Raw genomic sequence first — 17,648 nt, 5'->3', positions numbered from 1 at the left:
CCCTAGAATGCCCCCACGCTGCCGGGGGAACGCTCATGCCCTTGACCGACCGCTACGGGCTCGAACTTTCGACCGGCTCGCCGCGGGCCGCCGAGGCCTACTGCCGCGGGCTGGACCACGCGCTCGCCGCCGAGGCGGAGGCCGAGGCCTGCTTCCGCGAAGCGCGGCTCGAAGACCCGGGCTTCGCGCTCGCCCACATCGCTGAGGCGCGGATGCTCCAGTTCCGGGCACGGCCGGCCGAAGCCCGCGAGGCCGCCGACCGCGCCCTGCAGGTGGTCGGCGGGGCGACGCGGCGCGAACGCCAGCACGTCGAGGCGATCGCCACGGCCGTCGCAGGCGACCCCCGCGGCGCGCTCGAGAAGGTCCGCGCCCACGTGGCGGAGTTCCCGCGCGACGCCTTCGTGCTCTCGCAGGCCACGGGCGTGTACGGGCTCATCGGCTTCAGCGGGCGGCTGGAGCGGAACGAGGAGCAGCTCGCCCTGCTCGAACCGCTCGCCGGGGCCTACGGCGACGACTGGTGGTTCCTCTCGCAGATCGCCTTCGCCTACAACGAGCTGTTCCGCCACCGCGAAGCGCAGCAGGCGGTGGAGCGCTCGCTGGCCGGGAACCCGCGCAACGGCCACGCATCGCACACCGTCGCCCATATCGCCTACGAAACCGGCGACGCCGAGGGCGGCGCGGCCTTCCTCCGGGAGTGGCTCGTCGGCTACGACCCTGCCCACCAGCTCTACGTCCACAATCACTGGCACCTCGCCCTCTTCGAGCTGGCGGCCGGGAACTTCGCGCGCGTCCTCGACCTGTACGACCGGGTGATCCGGCCGTCGGTGGCCACCTCGCCGCCGCTGGGCACCATCGCCGATGCGGCCTCGCTCCTCTGGCGGTGCACGCTCACCGAGCGGCCGGCGGCCGACCTCCCGTGGGCCGAGGTCGCGGAGTACGCCGCCGCCTGGTTCCCGCGGCCGGGGACGACCTGGGCCGACGCCCACTGCCTCATCGCCTGGTGCGCGGTGAACGACACCGCCCGGCTGACGGCGCTCGTCGGCCAGCTGCGCGACCGGGTGGCCGGCGGAAAGGTGTACGCGGGGCCGGTCCTCGTGACGCTGGCCGAGGGGTACCTCGCCTTCGCCCACGGCGACTGGGACCGGGCGGCGAACCTCTTCCAGCTCGCCCGGCCGGAGGTGGTCCGCCTCGGCGGGAGCCATGCCCAGCGCGACGTCTTCGAGGAGACCCTGATCGAGGCGTGCGCGCGGGCCGGGCGGCTCGAACAGGCACGCGCCATTCTCGAGGAGCGGCTCGACCGGCGCCCGAACGGCCGCGACCGCCGCTGGCTGGAGCACATCACCGCGCGGGAGGCAGCGACCGCCTGAGCCGGCCGGCCCCGGCGGTTGCCTCTACCCCCGGAATCCGGCCACAATCGCCCCACGATGGCCGACTTTTCGCTTCCCGCACCGTTCGAACCGCAGAAATCGACGTACATCCACGACCGGGCGACCCGCCCGAAGCGCCCGCCGATCGGCTGGCGCGAGCTCACGGGCCGCTTCTGGGGGCTCGGCATGGGCGTCGCCTTCTCGGTCATCTTCACCGTGGCCCTCTTCGAACTGCGCGACTCGTGGGACAAGCACCGCGAGTGGCTCGTCTCGTTCATCCCCTTCTTCGCGATTGCGGGGCTCGCCTTCGGCCACCTGATGTACCGCGGGAAGTGGGAGGCGCTCGCCGTGCCCGGCGGCTTCCTGCTGCTCACGGGCATCTTCACCGTCTCGGTCTTCCTCGGCGACATCGACGAAGTCAGCCGCGACACGCGGCGGATTGTGGCGGCGCTCGGCGGGATCTCGCTGGGCCTCACGGTCGTCTCCGCCATCGTGGCGCTGCTCTGGGTGGAGCTGCGCCAGCCGACAACGGCGCCGCCGCCGCAGCTGTAAGCCGGACCGCACCGGGCGCATCGCCCCCAACGCCCCCGGGTGATAGATTCCACGAATCTGTTCGCCCGGGGGTTTGCTGAATGACCAGCCTTTCGATTCCCGCCACGATGGATGAGGTCACGCCGGAGTGGCTGACCGCCGCGCTGCGCGAGCGCGGCCACCTGCGCGAGGCCCGCGTCATCGAGGCGCCGCGCCAGCGGATCGGCGAGGGGGTGGGCATTCTCGGCGAACTCGCCCGCATCACGCTTGTCTACGACCGGGAGGAGCCGGGCGCCCCGCGGACGCTCATCGCGAAGATCCCGACGGCGGACCCCGGCGGCCGGGGCGTGGCCCACATGCTCGGCTTCTACGAGAAGGAGCGGCGGATCTACGACGAGCTGGCCCACCGGATCGGCGTCCGCAGCGCGCGGGCGTACTACACGGCCGGCGACCCCGAATCGGTGCAGTACATCATCCTGATGGAGGACCTCGCCGGGCTGCGCCTGGGCGACCAGGTGGCCGGGGCCTCGGCCGAGGAGTGCTTCACGCTCGTGCGCGAGGTCGGGAAACTGCACGCCCGCTGGTGGAACGCGCCCGAGCTCGCCGCGCTCGACTGGATCCCGCGCGGGAACGACCCCGTCAACCTGATGGCCGCCGTCGCCTTCGCGCAGGCCGTCGAACCGTTCCTCCAGAACTTCGGCGGCGAACTGAGCGAATTCGAGCGCGACCTCGTCCTCCGGTACATGCACCGGATGAACCCGATGCAGGACCGCTTCTCGCAGGCGCCTGAGACGCTCTGCCACGGCGACCTCCGGCTCGACAATGTCTTCTGGGGCAGCCCCGAGGGCGACGCGCCGCTCACGCTGGTCGACTGGCAGATCGCCATCAAAGCCCGCGGCCCGTACGACATCGGCTACTTCATGAGCCAGTCGGTCGATACGCCCATCCGCCGGGCGCACGAGCGGGACATTGTCCGCGCCTACCACGAGACGCTGGTGGAGCACGGCGTGCGGGACTACAGCTGGGAACAGTGCTGGGACGACTACCGGATGACCGTCATGTGGTGCCTCACCTACCCGGTGGTCTCGTGCGGGTCGATCGACCTCGCGAACGAGCGCGGGCTGGCGCTGGCCCGGGCGATGCTCCGCCGGGCCCTGGACGCGATCCTCGACCTCGAGGCGTACGACGTGCTGGATACGCTCGAGGAGCGGCCCCACCCGCTGGTGCTCGAGGCGGCAGCGGCCCGGCAGCAGGCCTAGCGCGCTGGGTAGAGCAGCTCGAGGAGCGTTTCGACCGCCTCGGCGACCCGCGGGCCGGGCGCGCGCAGGAAGAGCATCCGGTCGAGCACGTAGACGCGGCCGCTGCGGACGGCGGGTGCGGCGGACCACGCCGGGTCGCTCCGGATGCGCGACTCGAGGCTCCCGTCGCCCGCGGGGAGGATGAGCACGACATCCGGCCGGAGGAGCGCGGCCTGCCCGGCATCGATGACGCCGAAGCCGGGCAGCGGTCCGCCCTCGGGCGGGTTCGGCAGGGCGTTCTCGGCGCCGAGGATGCTGAGCAGGTTGCCCACGTAGGTCGCGGGGCCGGCGGCGAAGGTATCGCGGCCGGCGCCAGTGAGGACGAGCACCCGCGGACCGGCGGCCCCGCGGCGCTCCCGGGCGGCCAGCGCGGCGGCGACAACGCGCGCTTCGACGTCGGCGCGGAGGGCGGCGGCGTCCCCCTCCCGGCCCACGGCGCCACCGAGCCGCTCGATGGCGTCGAGGATCGACAGGTAGTCCGCGGCTTTCACGAGGTAGACGGGAAGCGTGAACCGGTCGAAATCGGCGATGCGCGCGCCCTGCACGGCGGCGTCGCCGATGACGAGGTCCGGCGCGAGCGCGGCGATGGCGGGGAAATCGGGGTTGAGCGTGCTGCCCACCGGCTGCGCCCCGGCCGCCGGGGGGATGTCGGAAGGCTGGCCGATGACCTCGAGCCCGAGGGCGCGCGCGTAGTCGGCCGCGGCGGGGGCGGTGACCACAACGCGCTCCACCCTGGCAGGGAGGCGCACCGCGCGGCCGGCCATGTCGGTCACGACGCGGTCGCCGGCCGGCCCGCTCCCGGCGAGGGTGGGGGTCGGCGTCGGGCGGGGCGGCGCCTGCGGCCGTTCGGAGCCGCAGGCGGCCCCGGCGAACAGGAGCGCGGCAGCGAGCGCCGGGAGGAGCCGCCTCATGTCTGCGCTGCCGCGAGGCGCCGGTCGGCCCCGATGGCGAGGAGGTAGTGGCCGGCGGCCGTCTGCTGGCCCCGGGCCGTCGCGAGGAGGGCGGCGACATCGGCCGGGGTATCGAGGTCGAGCTGCAGTTCGCGGTTCGGGCTTTCGACGACGCGCAGTCCGGCGGCGCGGGCGGCGGCCGCGTGCCGTTCGAAGCTGCCCGGCCCGTAGGCGAGCCGGAAGCGGCCCGGCGGGTGGAGGAGCATCGCGTTGGTGCCGCCGTCGGCGCTGCGCACCATGACGACACAGCCGGGGCCGTCGTCCTCCTCCGCAAGCGTTGCGATGGTCCAGCCGCGCACGAGGGGAAGGTCGGCGTGAAGGATGAGGAGGCGGTCGGCGACGGTGCCGTCGGCCTGGAGCCGTGCGATCGCGCGTTCGAGCTGGCCGTTCAGGCCGTGCACGGCCGGGTCTTCAGCGAGGACGCGGTAGCGCCCGGCCATCCGCTCGATCACCCGCGGGTCGGCGGTGAGGATGACGGCGTCGGCGCCGGCGGCGTGGGCCACGGTCTCTGCGGTGATGAGCGCCAGCTCCTCGCGCTCGGCCTCGGTGAGGAGGGGAGCGAGGCGGCCTTTGGCCTGTTCGAGCCGGTTGACGGGGATGAGGACCGGGAGGGTCACGGGGCAGCCTCCAGCGCGGCGAGGACCGCAGCGGCGAGCGCGCGCTTCCGCTCGGCGGTCGTCATCAGCGTCTCGGTGACGAGGGCGCGCATGCCGAGCGCCTCGACTTCGGTCGCGAGCGCTGCATCGGCCGTATCGAGCACGAAGAGGTCGATGAGCCCGCGGTAGAGCCGGGCCACGCCGAGGGCCGAGACCTCGTGGCCGAGCGAGGCGAGCATCTTCGCGGCCGGGCCCTTGACCACCTGCCCGGCGATGATCGGGCTGATGGCGGCCCGGCGGGCGCGGGTGGCGGCCAGCGCCTCGCGGATGCCGGGGACGGCGAGGATCGGCCCAATGCTGACGAACGGGTTGCTCGGCGCGAGGATGACGGCCCTGGCCTCGCGGATCGCTTCGAGCACGCCCGGGGCCGGGCGGGCCGCCTCCGCGCCGGCGAAGCGGAAGCCCCGGACCTCCACATCCGTCCGCAGGCGGACCATGTACTCCTGGAACGGCAGCTCGCCCTCCGGCCCTTCGATGACCGTGCGGACCGGGTCGTCGCTCATCGGCAGGAGGCGGATTTCGAGGCCCCAGGCGCGGGCCAGGTCGGCGGTGATGCGGTGCACGGGCCAGCCCTCGCGGAGGAGGCGGGTCCGGTGGAGCGACATCGCGAGGTCGCGGTCGCCGAGGTTGAACCAGCGCGGGTAGCCGAACCGCTCGAGCGCTTCGACGACGGCGAAGGTATCGCCGGCGAGCCCCCAGCCGGTCTCGGGGTTCACGGCGCCGGCGAGTGCGTAGATGACGATGTCGGTATCGGGCGAAACGTGGAGCCCTGCGAATTCGAGGTCGTCGCCGGTGTTGGAGATGACGGCGATCTCGCGCTGGGGGACGGCCGCGGCGAGCCCCTGGAGGAAGCGGGAGGCTCCGACGCCGCCGGCAAGGACCGTGTACATGGCGGGCTCCATGCTACCGCCCGGGAGGGATGGCTGCGATCAGGCCGGGGCCGGCGCCGGCTCGCGGGGCGGAGCAGGCGCGGCTGCAGCGGGCGCGTCCGCGGCGGCGGGCGCGGCAGCGGGCGCGCGCCGGGCGGCGCCGGCTTCGAGCGCGGCGACCAGCGCGAGCAGCAGCCAGAGGTACGGCTCCTCGAACAGCCGGCCCTCGGACTGCGACTGGAAGAGGATTTCGACGAAGGCGGCGATGAGCCAGCCCCCGAGCATCCGCTCGAAGGGGTCGCCGGCGCTGCGGTAGATGCGCGCGCAGGAAGCCCCGACCCTGCCCGCGAAGAAGGCGAAGGCCGCGACGCCGACCAGCCCCCATTCGGCGAGGATGCTGATGAATGAGGTGTGGGAGAGCGAGGTCTTCGCCCAGGCGGGCATCACATAGTTGTAGACCGTGACCAGGGCGTTCTGGTAGCCGCCGGTCCCGACGCCGACGAGCGGGTTATCCTTCCACATCTCCCAGCCCGCGCGGATGAGGAACCGGCGGACGCCGAGGACAACATCGAGCCCGCTGGCGAGCGAACGGACGCGGGCCGCATCGGAGCCGCCCTGGATGAGGAGCAGGCTGAGGAGGGCACCGAGCGTGCCGAAGGCGGCGACGTTGATGCGGACTTTCGTGTAGCGCGGCACAGGCGCCAGGACCACCACGATGAAGCTCGCCATCAGCATGCCGAGCCAGCCCGAGCGGGAGGCGGTGGCGATGAGCGCGGGCGCGGAGAGCACGAGCGCCGGCGCGGCGAGGTAGACCGTCAGCCGGCGCGGCCCCAGGGCGAGGAGGCTGGCCGCCGCCAGCGCCATCGTTATCGCGAGGTAGCGCGCCAGGTTGTTCGGGTCGGCGAAGGTGGCGTTCGAGCGGTAGCTGTAGGCATCGGACTGGACGAGGATGGCCCGCCACTGGAAGACGCCGAGCAGCCGCTGGGCCACAGCCAGGAGCGAAAGCCCGATTGCCGCAAGGAAGAACGCCGCGAGCACCCGCTCGAGGTCGCGCCGGTCTTCGATGAGCGACGGCGCGGCGAAGACGAACGCCACATACAGCACGAGGATGAGGACGGCGTTGTTCGGCCGCTGCAGGTCGGACCAGGCGAGGCCGACGACCGACAGGAAGAGGATGACGAGCGCCGGAAGGAGCACCCCGCTCCGCGGAAGGAGCCGCCGCGGCTCGTACCGGGCGCGCCAGAGGGCGATGACGACGGTGGCCGCCATGGCGGCCTTGCCGGGGTTGAGCATGGCGCGGATCGCCCCGCCGATGCCGCCCTCGCCGAGCGTGTCGACCGTCTGCGTCTGGAGGTACTCGACGGGGAGGCCGATGACGACCGCGGGGATGAGCAGCTTCGGCTCGCGGAGGATGACCACGGCGGCGAGGAGGGCCGCCTGGACGAGTACGATGAGCGCGAGGTCGAGATGGGGCACGCGAACCTCGTGAAGCGCGTCACGATTGACCGGTCAAACCGGGCGAACCTACCATACCCGGCGATGCCCTCCGAAACCAGCGGCCTCCAGCGCGATTTCCAGGTTATCCGGCGCCGCTGGTGGGTCTTCATCCCGTTCGCTGCGCTCGGCCTCCTGGCGGCGCTCGCCATCGGCGCGGTCTCCGGCGGTTCGACGGCGGTGGCGACGATGACGCTCGACACGACGGTGCACGACCTCGTCGTCGGCGGCGACCGCGGCCTGCGGATCTTCGAGGCCCAGGCGATGACGGCCGACCCTGCGTTCAAGGAGAAGGTCATCGCGGCGATCGGGGAGCCCGATTTCGATTACGCCCGCTTCAGCGTGAGCCTCTTTCCCATCTCCGTCGGGGACGGCATTTCGCGCGGCACCCTCACCGTCTCGATTTCGGACCCGGAGAAGGCCAAGGCGGAGCGGTACCGGAAGGCGTTCGTCGACGTGTTCACGGCCGAGTACACGAAGCCGGACGGCCTCTTCCGCACGCGGTTTGTGGACCGGCGGCGCGAGGTCGCGGCGAATGCCGAGGCCGACTACCAGGCCGCCTTCCAGCGGCTCGCGCAGGCCACCGCCGGCAAGGGGGTCGACCTTGCGGCGCTGGTCGAGACGCGGGGCGAGGCCAACCCGCTCGTCTTCGTGACTCAGCAGCGGGTGGAGCTGGAGCGGCAGCTTGCCGAGGCGAAGGGGGCGCTCGCGGCGGTGCCGGGCGCCAGCCCGGAGGCGGCGGCAGCCGTGGCATCGGCGGTCATCGGCCAGCCGGTGCAGGCCGGGCAGGCCGGCCCGGTGCTGAGCGCGCGGGTTGCAGCTCTGGAGGCGGCCCTCAAGGAATACAGCCAGCTCGCCCCGGCCCTCCCCGAGCAGCAGCTCGATGCGGCCACGCAGGCGCTCCTGAGCGAGGTGCGGGGGCTGCGGCAGGTCCGCGATACGGCGTATGTGAACCTCGGCAACGCGCAGATTGCGGTCCGCAGCGCCGAGAGCCGCATCGAGACGTCGTACAGCTTCTCAGGCGGGCTTGCGGGCACGCTCGCCGGCCGCGTTGCGGTGGCGCTTGCGGTGACGGTCATCTTCGGCCTGGCGGCCATCTTTGCCCTGGAGTGGCTCAGCCCGTCGCGGCGCCCGGGCGAGGGGTAGCCCCGTGCGCATCGCCGAGATCAACGACATCGCCTCGGTCGCCACGGAGATCGGCGCCGGGCTGCGCGCCCGCGGCCACACCGTCGACCACTACTACCCGCGGCTCGTGGGCGCGAAGCTCCACCCGAACATCAAGCCGATCACCGGCCCCGTGCGCGCGCTCGACTGGCTCGACCTGATCCGGCGCATCCGGGCCGGCCGATACGACCTCGTCCACATCCACTACGCCTACCTCGGCAATATCGGGGCGCTGGGCGGCTTCCCCTACATCCTCCACTGCCACGGCAGCGACCTCCGCGAGGGAACCCCGTTCACCCGGCCGCTCATCGCGAACGCTATCCGGCAGGCGCGCCACGTGTTCTACTCCACGCCCGACCTGGCGGGCTGGGTGCTGCCGCTGCGGCCGGACGCCGAGTTCCTGCCGAACCCGGTCGATACGGCGCAGTTCGCGCCGAAGACCCCGCCCTCGGTCCACCAGTCGGCCTGGGTCGCCTGCGCCCTGACCGAGGTGAAGGGGGCGGGCCGCATCCTCCGCGCCTGCCAGCTGCTGGCCGAAACCCATCCCGGCCTGCGGATCGACGCCTTCGGCGGCGGCGAGTACACGGCAGCCTTCCGGGAGCTCCCGAACGTGACGCTCTACGCCCGCCACCCGCGGAGCCGGCTGCCGCAGATCATCGACGAGCACGGTATCGTCATCGGCCAGGCGCGGCTCGGCTCGGCCGGCATGGCCGAACTGGAGGCGATGGCCTGCGGGCGGCCGGTTGTGACCTGGTTCAACGAGCGCGGCGCGTACGCAGAGCCGCCGCCGTTCTTCTCCGCCGTCGACGGCGACGACATTGCCCGCATCGTGGGCCGGCTGGCCGACGACCCGGCGCTGCGCGACCGGGCCGGGGCGGCCGGCCGGGCGTGGGTCGAGCGCCACCACGCCGTGGACCGGATCGTGGACCGCGTCGAGGCGGTGGCCCGGGCGATCGTCCGCGGCGAGCCTATCCCCGCAGCACCGGCAGCCTGATGCGGTTCGCACAGGTCAATGACGTCGCTTCCGTCGCCACCGAGCTCGCTGCCGGGCTGCGCGCTCGGGGCCACACCGTCGACATCCTCCGGCCGCGGCTGTACGGCGCGAAGCTGCCGCCCCTGCTGAAGCTGGCGGTCGCCCCGCTGCGGCTGATCGACTGGCTGCGGCTGGCGGCCCGGCTCCGGCGGGGCCGCTACGACGCGGTCCACATTCACTATGCCTACCTCGGGCTGGTGGGCGTGCTCGCCGGCGTGCCGTACGTCCTCCACTGCCACGGCGACGACGTGCGCGACCTCGCCCGGCGGCCGTGGCGCGGGCTGATCCGGCTCGCCCTCCGGCGGGCGGCGCACGTGTACTACTCCACGCCGGACCTTGCGCCGTGGTGCACGGCCATCCGGCCTGATGCCGAGTTCCTGCCGAACCCGGTCGATACCGCGACCTTCCGGCCGCAGCCGCTGCCGGCCGATGCGCGCGACGTCTTCATCATCTGCGCGCTGGCGCCCAACAAGGGCGCGGAGAAGATCCTCGCGGCCGCGCGCCAGCTCAGCGCGCGCCGCCCGCACCTGCGGATTACGGCGATCGCCGGGGGCGAACTGACGCGGCAGTTCGAGGCGCTCCCGACCATCGTGCTCCTGCTCCACCAGCCGCGCGAGCGGCTCCCCGGGCTGATGGCCCGCCACCGGGTGCTCATCGGGCAGGTGCACGAGGGGGCGATTGGAATGGTCGAGCTGGAGGGGATGGCCTGCGGGCGGCCGGTCATCGCCTCGTTCCGCTTCGCCGACGTGTACGGTGTGGAGGCGCCGGTCGTCCACGCGGAGACGCCCGAGGCGATCTCCGCCGCCGTGGAGCAGCTCCTCGACGACCGGGCGCTGGCCGAGGCGGTCGGCGCGGCCTCCCGCCGCTGGGTGGAAGAGCACCACGACGCCGCCCGCATCGCCGAGCGGGTCGAGGCGTGGCACCGCGCGCGGATTGACCGCCGCCCGGGCCGTGGTAGCGTGGAGGCATGACCGCCTCTGCTTCGTCCGCCCGCCTCGACGATGCCCCGCTCACCCTTCCCGAGCGGCCGCTCGTCTCCATCGTCATCCCCTGCCTGAACGAAGAGCGGTACATCACGGGGCTGCTCGATGCGCTCGCCGCGCAGGACTACGGCCCGGACGGGATCGAGGTCATCGTGGCCGACGGCGGCAGCACCGATGCGACCCGCGAGCTGGTGCGGGGCTACCAATCGCCCTTCGCCCGCCTCGAACTCGTCGACAACCCCCGCCGGATTACGGTTGCCGGCCTGAACGAGGGGATGAAAGCGGCGCGCGGCGATTGCTGGATCATCATCGGGGCGCACAGCACGGTGCGGCCCGACTTCGTCCGCCAGTCGGTCGAAGCGCTGAAGCGGACCGGCGCGGCCTGCGTCGGCGGGCCGATCGACACGGTCGGCGACGGGGCCGTGGGCCGCGCCATCGCGGCAGCGATGTCCTCCCCGTTCGGCGTCGGCAACGCGAAGTTCCGCTACGCGAACGAAGCCGGCTACGTCGACACGGTGCCGTTCGGCTGCTATCACCGGCGGGTCTGGGAGGTGGTCGGCGAATTCGACGAAACGGTCGACGGCGCCGATGAGGACAGCTACAACGCGCGGCTGATCGAAGCCGGCGGGCGGATCTGGCTGGACCCGGCGATCCGCTCGACCTACTACCCGCGGCGGACGCTGCAGGCGCTGGCGCGACAGTACCGGGAGTACGGCGCCGCCAAGGGGACGCTCTTCGCGCGGGGACGGCCGCTCCGGCCGCGGCACTTCGCGCCCTCGGCGATGGTCGTCGGCGGGCCGGCGCTCTGGCTGGCGGGGCGCGTTTCGAAGACGGCGCGGATTGCCCTGCGCGGGCTGGCGCTGGCCTACCTCGGGGTCGGCGGGTTCGCAGCCTACCGGGCAGCGAAGCGCCACGGCGCGAACCCGGCGCTCACCTTTGCCGCCATGGCCACCATGCACCTCGCCTACGGGGCCGGCTTCCTCGAAGGCTGGTGGCGCGAACGCGCGAATCGGGCCTGACCGCGCCCGGCTGTAAGATCTCGGCCGCCCCGGCGCTCCCCTTCCTGTCCGGCCGGGGCACCGCCCGCCCGGGCGCCCGGAGTTGGTATGACCCAGCTCGCTGACGCGGACCTCGTCAACGCCGCACAGGGCGGCGACCGGGAGGCGCTCGCCTCGCTGTACGAGCGCTACTTCGACGCCGTCTACGACTTTGCCGCGCGCATGGTGCGGGACCGCGACGAGGCCGCCGACATCGCGCAGGAGACGTTCCTCAAGGCCATGAACGGGCTCGGCGGGCTCAAGCAGGGGGCTAGCTTCCGCGGCTGGCTGTTCAGCATCGCGCGGAACACCGCGCTCAACCGGCTCGAACGGCGGGGCAGGACCCGCCCGCTCACAACCCCGGGCGGCGACGGCGAGGAGCTCGCCCTCGACGTCGTCGATACCTCCCGCTTCTCCAGCCCGCAGGAGGCGGCCGAGGCGGCGGCAGCGGCGCGGCTCGTCTGGGAAGCGGCCAGCGCGCTCGACCCGCGCCAGCTCTCGCTCCTCGACCTCCACGTGCGGCAGGGGCTCGACGCCGAGGAGATTGCGCAGGCGCTCGGAATCACCCGGAACAACGCCTACGTGCTCCTCCACCGGCTGAAGAAGGCGGTGGAGAGCGCGATTGCGGCCTACGTGCTCTGGAAGCAGGCCGGCGAACGGTGCGAAGGGCTCGCGGCGGTGCTCGCGCCGGCAGCGGCCGGGGGCGCGCTCACACCCGCCATCCGGAGGGAGGTCGACCGGCACGTGGAGCGATGCGCCGACTGCCGGGAGCGGCGGCGGAGGCTGGCGCCGCTGGCGGTCTTCGGGGCGCTGGCCCCGGCCACGCCGCCGCCGGGCGCACGGGCCGCCGGGCTCGACCAGCTCCTCCGGCAGCCACGGCCTGCCTCCCCGGCCCGGCCTGCGCACCCCACCCCGCGGCAGGCGCCGGCTCCGGGCGCGGCCCGGCAGGGCTTCGCTGCGCCGCAGTTCCTCCGGGCGGGGGCGCTGCTGGGGGTGGCCGCCGGACTGCTCCTGCTGGCGCTGGTGCTGCCCTTCAGCCCGCTCGCGCTCACCCGCGATGGCGGCAGCGGCCTGCGGATGGGCGCGCCCGCCGGGGAGACCCCGCGGCCGGGCGGCAGCTCGACCATCATCATCCCGGTGAGCCCTTCGGCGCCGGGAGCGTCGGCGACATCGCCGCCCGGGGGTTCGCCCGCGGCGCCGGCGAGCCCCTCGCCGGGCGGTGCGCCGGGGGGCACGGCCCCGACCCCCACCGCGACGCCGGGTCCCGCGACGCCGACCGCGGCAGCCGCGGCCACCCCGACGACCGCGCCGTCGCCCGGTGTCACCGCAACGGCCACACCGACCGCGAGTCCCACGCCGTGCACCCCGGCGATCGGCCTGCCGCCGGGCACCGGCGGGCTGACCATCCCCGCGGGGGGCCAGGCGAGCTTCCAGCTCCAGAACGCGACCGGCTGCCCGGCAGGGTTCTCACTCGCCTACGGCGCCGCCTGGCTGGTCGGGCCCGCGGGCGGGACGGTGCCGGCCTTCGGCTCCGTGACCGTGACACTCCGGGTCGACGCAGGGGCGCTCCCGGCCGAAGAAGGCGACTACCCGACGACGGTGACGGTGACCGGGCCGGCGAACAGCTTTACCCTGCCGGTCACGGCCCGGCGGGGCGGACAGCCGCCGCAGCTCCTCTCGGCGAGCGCCTCCTGCAGCGGCGGCAGCCGGCCGATGGCGACCTTCACCGCCGAGGCGGCGGATGACATCGCCGTGGTGCGCGTTACCGTGGCGTTCGCCGGCGAGAACGGGCCGGTGACGCTCGACCTCGGCCACGCGGGCGGCGCGCTCTGGACGCTCGGGACACAGACGAGCCTGGCCGGGGTGACGCAGGTCACCTTTACGGCGTACGACGGGGCAGGGCGGACGGCGGCGCGGGCGGTGGCGCCGGTCAGCTGCGGGGGCCAGCCCTGACGCCGGCGACCTGGAAGGCGAACCGCTCCCGGAAGCGGAGGAGCGCGCGGAGGATCGGCCCGCCGACGGCGGCGAGCACGACCGCGTTGCAGAGGGTCCGGAAGAGGTCCCAGCCGAGGCTGGTGAGCAGGTAGTAGTTCCAGTAGCGGCGGAGGGTTTCGGCCGGGCCGAGGCCGGGTTCGTAGGAGATATCGGGGCCGGCGACAATCCAGGGCCAGGCCCAGAGGTTCGTGATCGCGCCGTAGAGCAGCCCCCAGGCGGAGCCGAACGCGATGACGAGCGCGAGCCGGCCGCGGGGGCCGAGGCCGGCGCGGTCGGCGGCCCGGCCGACCAGCCCGGCGCTGGCGCCCATCCAGGCCGAGGCGAACATCTGGAACGGCAGCCAGGGGCCGAACCCGCCGGTCACGACGGCGCTCAGGAAGAAGGAGAGCGCGCCGAGCAGGAAGCCGAGTCGGGCGCCGAAGGTGAAGGCGCCGAGGATGACGAGGAAGAAGTAGAGGTTCGCGCCCGCGGGCAGGGTGATGGTGCGGAGCACGGCTGCGAGGGCGGAGAGCACCCCGAGCACGGCCAGCCGCTTGCTGTCGAGCCCCCCGCCGGCAAGGTCGGCAACGACGAGGACGAGGCAGAGCGCCGCAATCCCGGCGAACACCGCCGGCGCATCGGTGCGGTGGGCGAACCAGGCGGTGCCCTCGTCGACGACGCCGGGGGCGAAGAACGGGTGGAGGTAGGCGAACAGCCCGAGCAGGTTGAGCAGCACAAAGACGACGCCGCCCGGGTCCAGGCGGGCCGCGGCGCGCTGGCGGGCCGGCAGGGGGAGGCTAACGGCCACGGCGCGCCCTCCAGGCTGCGGCCCCGCCGATCGCGGCCAGCAGCGCCCCGGCGAGGATGGCGAACGCGGCGAGGCGGGCGGCCGCGCTCCCGCCGTCACCGCGGTCATCGACGGCGGCCGGGGCCGGCCCCGGGGCGGCGGGCGAGGCCGCGGCCGGGCTCTGCGGGACGAGCGTGACGGCGGCGGTCGCGGCGGGGGATGGTGCGAGCGTCATCGTTGCGCCGGGGGTTTCCGGGCTGGCGGCAGCGGCCGCCCCCGGGCTCGCCGGGGCAGCGGCGCCCGCGGTCGGCGAAGGCTGGAAGGCCGGCGTCGGCGTCGGCGGGAGCGGCGTCGGCGCAGCGCCGCCGCGGGGCGGATGGCCGCAAATCTGCTCGAAGGTGATATCGGCCGGCGCCGGGGCGCTGGAGGGGCCGCCCCGGCCCCACTTCCAGCCGTGGACCTCGCCGTCCTTCGCGCGGGCGAGCGAAATCCCGACCGAGGAGTAGACCCAGCCCTTTCCGTAGGCGCGGGTAAAGAGCGCCCAGTAGGTGCAGTCGTTCCCTTTGCACTGGCAGAAGCAGCTGTCGAACGAGGAGGGGTCGAAGCAGCCGACCTGCCCGATGGCGCAGACGACGCGCCCCGAGCTGCCGCCGAACTGCTCGATCGGCAGGCCGCTGGCCGCGAGGAGGCGCTCGCCGGAGATGCTGTCGCCGGTGAACGGCACACAGTAGGTGGTCACCTGGTCGCCGACCTGGATGACGAGCCCCGCCTCGCCGTCGGCGCGGGCGGCGAAGGGCGCCAGGGCAGCGGCGGCCGCGAGCGCGGCGATCAGGCGGCGCACGGGAGCACCACCTCATCGAGGGTGACGGCACCGGGCACGAGCCGGGCGACCTGGGTCGGCAGGGGGCCGTCGGCCGCGAACGCCTCCCGCGCGGGCAGGTCGAAGACGACCTCGCCGGCGCGGAGCCCGATGACGCGGGTGGCGAAGAGCGCGGCTGCTTCGATGTCGTGGGTGGCGACGATGGCCGCGCCGCCGGCGGCAGCGTGGTCGCGCAGGCGGGCGGCGAGCCAGGCCTTCGCCGGGCCGTCCATGCCGCGGGTCGGTTCGTCCATCAACCAGGTGCGCGGCCCGTGGGCGAGCATCGCGGCGATGGCGACCCGCTGCTGCTGGCCGACGGAGAGGTCGCGCGGGTCGCGGCCGAGGAGGTCGGCGATGCCCCAGGCCCGGGCGGCGGCCTCGATCTCGGCGCGCCCGCGGGGGAGGCCGCGGTGGCGGAGGGTCTCGGCGAGCTCGGCGGCCACCTGCTCCTGGTAGAGCGCGAGCGCCGGGTCCTGCGGGACGAGGCCGGCGTGGCGGGTCCGCTCCCGCGGCGAGCGGGGCGCCGGCGCCCGGCCGAACCGGACCCCGCCGCGGGCCGGTTCGACCAGCCCCGTCAGCGCGCGGAAGAGGGTCGTCTTGCCGCTGCCGTTCGGCCCGACGAGCGCGACCAGCTCCCCTTCGCGCAGGCTGAGCGAAACGCCGCGGAGCGCCTCGACCGGCCCGTAGGCGACGGTCAGCCCCTCGGCGCGGAGCAGCTCCTCGCCCGGCGAGGGGTGCACCCGCGAACTGGCTGCCGGGAGCCGCCCGGCGAGGGCGGCGCGCACCCCGTCGACCGTCAGCGGGACGGGGTCGGCCCCGAGCCGGCGGGCGAGTTCGACGGCCGGCGGCACCGAGCGGAGCGTCTGCGCCGCTTCGCCCGGCGGCGCGGCAGCCACCCGGCCGCCCTCAACGGCGACAACGGCATCGACCCGGTGGAGCAGCCGTTCGAGCCGGTGCTCGGCGAGGATGATGGCGAGGTCGCCCCGGCGGTGGAGGGCCTCGACCGCGGCGAGGACGGCATCGGCGCCGTCGCCGTCGAGCTGGGAGGTCGGTTCGTCGAGCACGAGGAGCTGCGGTTCGAGCGCGAGGACAGCGGCGATGGCGACCCGCTGGCGTTCGCCGCCGGAGAGGGTCGCGAGCCGCCGCCCGCGGAGGTGGCCGATGCCGAGCTCGGCGAGCACCCGTTCGAGGCGGCGGCGCATCTCGGCGGGCGGGACGGCCTGCTGCTCCATGCCGAAGACGATTTCGTCCTGGACGGTTTCGGCCACGGCCTGGGCCTCCGGCTCCTGGAAGACCATGCCGACGGCGAGGGCCATCCGGCGGGCGGGCGTGGCGAAGGGGTCGAGCCCGGCCACGCGGGCGCTGCCGGAGATGGTTCCGCCGTGGAACTGGGGGACGAGGCCGTTGAAGACGCGGAGGAGCGTCGATTTGCCGCTCGCAGAGGGGCCGGCAACGAGGGCGAAGGCGCCCGGTTCGAGGTCGAGCGCGGCATCCTCGAGCGCGGGGCCGGGCGCGCCCGGGTAGGTGTAGGTGACGCCCTGGAGGCTGGCCAGCGCCGTCATGGGGCGCGCTCCGGGGCGAGCCGCGCCTCGGGCGAGGCGGCGGGGGCAGGCGCGGGCCGGGCGATGAGGAGGACCGCCGGCCAGGCGCTGGCGACGGCGATGAGCGCGGGGAGGAGTTCGAAGCCCGGCACCGGGAGCCCGGCGAAGGGGTTGTAGTCCATGGCGCCGGCGCCGGTGAGGCGCAGGCCGAGCGCGCCCACGGCGAGGGCCGCGGCCACGGCGAGCCCTGCCCGCTCGGCGGCCGGCAGGCGCTCCTGTTCGAAGCGGGTGACCGGGCGTACACGGCTGGCGGCCCGCCACCAGAGCGCGAGGAGCGCCAGCGCAGCGCCGAAAAGCCCGAGGGCCGGGATGCGCCAGTCCGCCTCGTAGAACCAGAGCCAGGCGGCGGCGATGAGGAGGGGAGCCGAGGCGGCAGCGGCGAGCCGGGCCCGCGCCGGGAGCGGCGGGCTGGCGCCGTAGCCGCGGGCCTCCATCGCCTCGGCCAGCCGCAGCGAGCGCTCGAGGCCGCCGACGATGGCCGGCACGACGAGCGCGGGCAGTTCGCGCAGGCCGCCGGGTGCGCCGCGGAGGGCCCGCATCTCCCGCACGCGGCGGAGGTCCTCCACGCTCGAGGGAAGCAGTGTGAGGCCGACCGTCACGACCAGGCTCGCCTGGAAGAGCGCGGCCGGCGTGGAGCGGAGCACCCGGTGGGGGCTCACGGCGCCGTTGAAGACGCCGTAGGCGAACAGGATGCAGAGGATGGCGAGCCCGCGGATGGCCGCGGCGGCGAAGCCTTCGGCCGAGACCGGCCCGCCGAGCCGCAGCCCGCCGAGCCACTCGGGCACGCGCGGGCCGGGCAGGGTGAAGAGGATGTGGTCGCCGTAGTTGCCGTTGATGGCGGCGATGCCGAGGGAGAGCGCGAACATCACCACGCCGAAGACGGCGAGGGCGCGGAAGCTCACCACGCCGGCGCCCTCGCGCGGGGCGAGGACCGCCACGAGCACCACGGCGAGCAGGAGGAGCGACAGGTAGAACGGGTTGGTGGTGGCGAGGGCCACCACCATCACCGCAAGAACCCAGCCGATCCAGCTCGCCGGGTGCACGC

The 17,648-nt window shown here is 74.3% G+C and carries 16 protein-coding genes; 8 read left to right on the top strand and 8 right to left on the bottom strand.

What is annotated here, in order from left to right:
• Nucleotides 1–35: 35 nt before the first annotated feature.
• From Tbon_RS06705 to Tbon_RS06695, 3 genes are all read left to right on the top strand, one after another.
• Complete coding sequence (locus Tbon_RS06705) at nucleotides 36–1,367, top strand: tetratricopeptide repeat protein (RefSeq protein ID WP_192498211.1); 1,332 nt, start codon at nucleotides 36–38, stop codon at nucleotides 1,365–1,367.
• Nucleotides 1,368–1,424: 57 nt separating this feature from the next.
• Complete coding sequence (locus Tbon_RS06700) at nucleotides 1,425–1,919, top strand: hypothetical protein (RefSeq protein ID WP_158066914.1); 495 nt, start codon at nucleotides 1,425–1,427, stop codon at nucleotides 1,917–1,919.
• Nucleotides 1,920–1,999: 80 nt separating this feature from the next.
• Nucleotides 2,000–3,157, top strand: coding sequence for a phosphotransferase (locus tag Tbon_RS06695; protein WP_158066913.1), 1,158 nt, complete (start codon nucleotides 2,000–2,002; stop codon nucleotides 3,155–3,157).
• Here Tbon_RS06695 and Tbon_RS06690 read toward each other — a convergent pair.
• The 4 genes from Tbon_RS06690 to Tbon_RS06675 are packed head-to-tail and all read right to left on the bottom strand — an operon-like array spanning nucleotide 3,154 to nucleotide 7,147.
• Nucleotides 3,154–4,107 carry an ABC transporter substrate-binding protein gene (locus Tbon_RS06690; protein WP_158066912.1) on the bottom strand — a complete coding sequence of 318 codons (954 nt, stop codon included), beginning with the start codon at nucleotides 4,105–4,107 and terminating at the stop codon, nucleotides 3,154–3,156. The two genes, Tbon_RS06695 and Tbon_RS06690, sit on opposite strands and share 4 nt — an antisense overlap.
• Nucleotides 4,104–4,763: a 2-phospho-L-lactate guanylyltransferase gene (cofC, locus tag Tbon_RS06685; protein WP_158066911.1), complete on the bottom strand. Its 660-nt coding sequence runs from the start codon at nucleotides 4,761–4,763 to the stop codon at nucleotides 4,104–4,106. The genes Tbon_RS06690 and cofC overlap by 4 nt, the downstream gene beginning before the upstream one ends.
• Nucleotides 4,760–5,692 carry a 2-phospho-L-lactate transferase gene (cofD, locus tag Tbon_RS06680; protein ID WP_158066910.1) on the bottom strand — a complete coding sequence of 311 codons (933 nt, stop codon included), beginning with the start codon at nucleotides 5,690–5,692 and terminating at the stop codon, nucleotides 4,760–4,762. Before cofD ends, cofC begins: the two co-directional genes overlap by 4 nt.
• 39 nt (nucleotides 5,693–5,731) lie before the next feature.
• Nucleotides 5,732–7,147: an O-antigen ligase family protein gene (locus Tbon_RS06675; protein ID WP_158066909.1), complete on the bottom strand. Its 1,416-nt coding sequence runs from the start codon at nucleotides 7,145–7,147 to the stop codon at nucleotides 5,732–5,734.
• Between the two features lie 63 nt (nucleotides 7,148–7,210).
• Here Tbon_RS06675 and Tbon_RS06670 point away from each other — a divergent pair, with 63 nt between their 5' ends.
• The 5 genes from Tbon_RS06670 to Tbon_RS06650 all read left to right on the top strand — a co-directional run bounded on the left by Tbon_RS06670 (nucleotide 7,211) and on the right by Tbon_RS06650 (nucleotide 13,335).
• Entirely contained in the window at nucleotides 7,211–8,311 is a 1,101-nt protein-coding gene (locus tag Tbon_RS06670; protein ID WP_158066908.1) for a hypothetical protein, read from the top strand.
• A 4-nt stretch (nucleotides 8,312–8,315) separates the two neighbouring features.
• Nucleotides 8,316–9,323: a glycosyltransferase family 4 protein gene (locus tag Tbon_RS06665; RefSeq protein ID WP_192498210.1), complete on the top strand. Its 1,008-nt coding sequence runs from the start codon at nucleotides 8,316–8,318 to the stop codon at nucleotides 9,321–9,323.
• Nucleotides 9,323–10,333, top strand: a complete 1,011-nt coding sequence (locus Tbon_RS06660; protein ID WP_158066906.1) for a glycosyltransferase family 4 protein — start codon at nucleotides 9,323–9,325, stop codon at nucleotides 10,331–10,333. Before Tbon_RS06665 ends, Tbon_RS06660 begins: the two co-directional genes overlap by 1 nt.
• Nucleotides 10,330–11,364: a glycosyltransferase family 2 protein gene (locus tag Tbon_RS06655; protein WP_158066905.1), complete on the top strand. Its 1,035-nt coding sequence runs from the start codon at nucleotides 10,330–10,332 to the stop codon at nucleotides 11,362–11,364. Before Tbon_RS06660 ends, Tbon_RS06655 begins: the two co-directional genes overlap by 4 nt.
• 87 nt (nucleotides 11,365–11,451) lie before the next feature.
• Nucleotides 11,452–13,335 carry a sigma-70 family RNA polymerase sigma factor gene (locus Tbon_RS06650; RefSeq protein ID WP_158066904.1) on the top strand — a complete coding sequence of 628 codons (1,884 nt, stop codon included), beginning with the start codon at nucleotides 11,452–11,454 and terminating at the stop codon, nucleotides 13,333–13,335.
• Here the strand turns inward: Tbon_RS06650 and Tbon_RS06645 are convergent.
• From Tbon_RS06645 to Tbon_RS06630, 4 genes are read right to left on the bottom strand one after another with little or no spacing between them, the layout of a single operon-like run.
• Nucleotides 13,313–14,164 carry an ECF transporter S component gene (locus tag Tbon_RS06645; RefSeq protein ID WP_192498209.1) on the bottom strand — a complete coding sequence of 284 codons (852 nt, stop codon included), beginning with the start codon at nucleotides 14,162–14,164 and terminating at the stop codon, nucleotides 13,313–13,315. The two genes, Tbon_RS06650 and Tbon_RS06645, sit on opposite strands and share 23 nt — an antisense overlap.
• The gene (locus tag Tbon_RS06640) at nucleotides 14,154–14,984 is read right to left on the bottom strand and encodes a hypothetical protein (protein ID WP_158066902.1); all 831 of its coding nucleotides are present in this window, start codon (nucleotides 14,982–14,984) and stop codon (nucleotides 14,154–14,156) included. The genes Tbon_RS06645 and Tbon_RS06640 overlap by 11 nt, the downstream gene beginning before the upstream one ends.
• Nucleotides 14,972–16,564: an ABC transporter ATP-binding protein gene (locus Tbon_RS06635; protein ID WP_158066901.1), complete on the bottom strand. Its 1,593-nt coding sequence runs from the start codon at nucleotides 16,562–16,564 to the stop codon at nucleotides 14,972–14,974. Before Tbon_RS06635 ends, Tbon_RS06640 begins: the two co-directional genes overlap by 13 nt.
• On the bottom strand, nucleotides 16,561–17,646 hold the full coding sequence (locus Tbon_RS06630) for an energy-coupling factor transporter transmembrane component T (RefSeq protein ID WP_158066900.1): 1,086 nt from the start codon (nucleotides 17,644–17,646) through the stop codon (nucleotides 16,561–16,563). The genes Tbon_RS06635 and Tbon_RS06630 overlap by 4 nt, the downstream gene beginning before the upstream one ends.
• Nucleotides 17,647–17,648: the final 2 nt, after the last annotated feature.

Origin of the sequence: Tepidiforma bonchosmolovskayae (assembly GCF_008838325.1) — a bacterium.
GTDB lineage: Bacteria > Chloroflexota > Dehalococcoidia > Tepidiformales > Tepidiformaceae > Tepidiforma > Tepidiforma bonchosmolovskayae.
The sequence above is the reverse complement of the archived record's forward strand: the minus strand, read 5'-3'. Positions and strand labels throughout refer to the sequence as shown.

Excerpts from the sequence above, each read along its gene's own strand:
- Tbon_RS06705 (WP_192498211.1), top strand. The coding sequence starts at position 36 with ATGCCCTTGACCGACCGCTACGGGCTCGAACTTTCGACCGGCTCGCCG.
- Tbon_RS06700 (WP_158066914.1), top strand. The coding sequence starts at position 1,425 with ATGGCCGACTTTTCGCTTCCCGCACCGTTCGAACCGCAGAAATCGACG.
- Tbon_RS06695 (WP_158066913.1), top strand. The coding sequence starts at position 2,000 with ATGACCAGCCTTTCGATTCCCGCCACGATGGATGAGGTCACGCCGGAG.
- Tbon_RS06690 (WP_158066912.1), bottom strand. The coding sequence starts at position 4,107 with ATGAGGCGGCTCCTCCCGGCGCTCGCTGCCGCGCTCCTGTTCGCCGGG.
- cofD (WP_158066910.1), bottom strand. The coding sequence starts at position 5,692 with ATGTACACGGTCCTTGCCGGCGGCGTCGGAGCCTCCCGCTTCCTCCAG.
- Tbon_RS06670 (WP_158066908.1), top strand. The coding sequence starts at position 7,211 with ATGCCCTCCGAAACCAGCGGCCTCCAGCGCGATTTCCAGGTTATCCGG.
- Tbon_RS06660 (WP_158066906.1), top strand. The coding sequence starts at position 9,323 with ATGCGGTTCGCACAGGTCAATGACGTCGCTTCCGTCGCCACCGAGCTC.
- Tbon_RS06655 (WP_158066905.1), top strand. The coding sequence starts at position 10,330 with ATGACCGCCTCTGCTTCGTCCGCCCGCCTCGACGATGCCCCGCTCACC.
- Tbon_RS06650 (WP_158066904.1), top strand. The coding sequence starts at position 11,452 with ATGACCCAGCTCGCTGACGCGGACCTCGTCAACGCCGCACAGGGCGGC.
- Tbon_RS06635 (WP_158066901.1), bottom strand. The coding sequence starts at position 16,564 with ATGACGGCGCTGGCCAGCCTCCAGGGCGTCACCTACACCTACCCGGGC.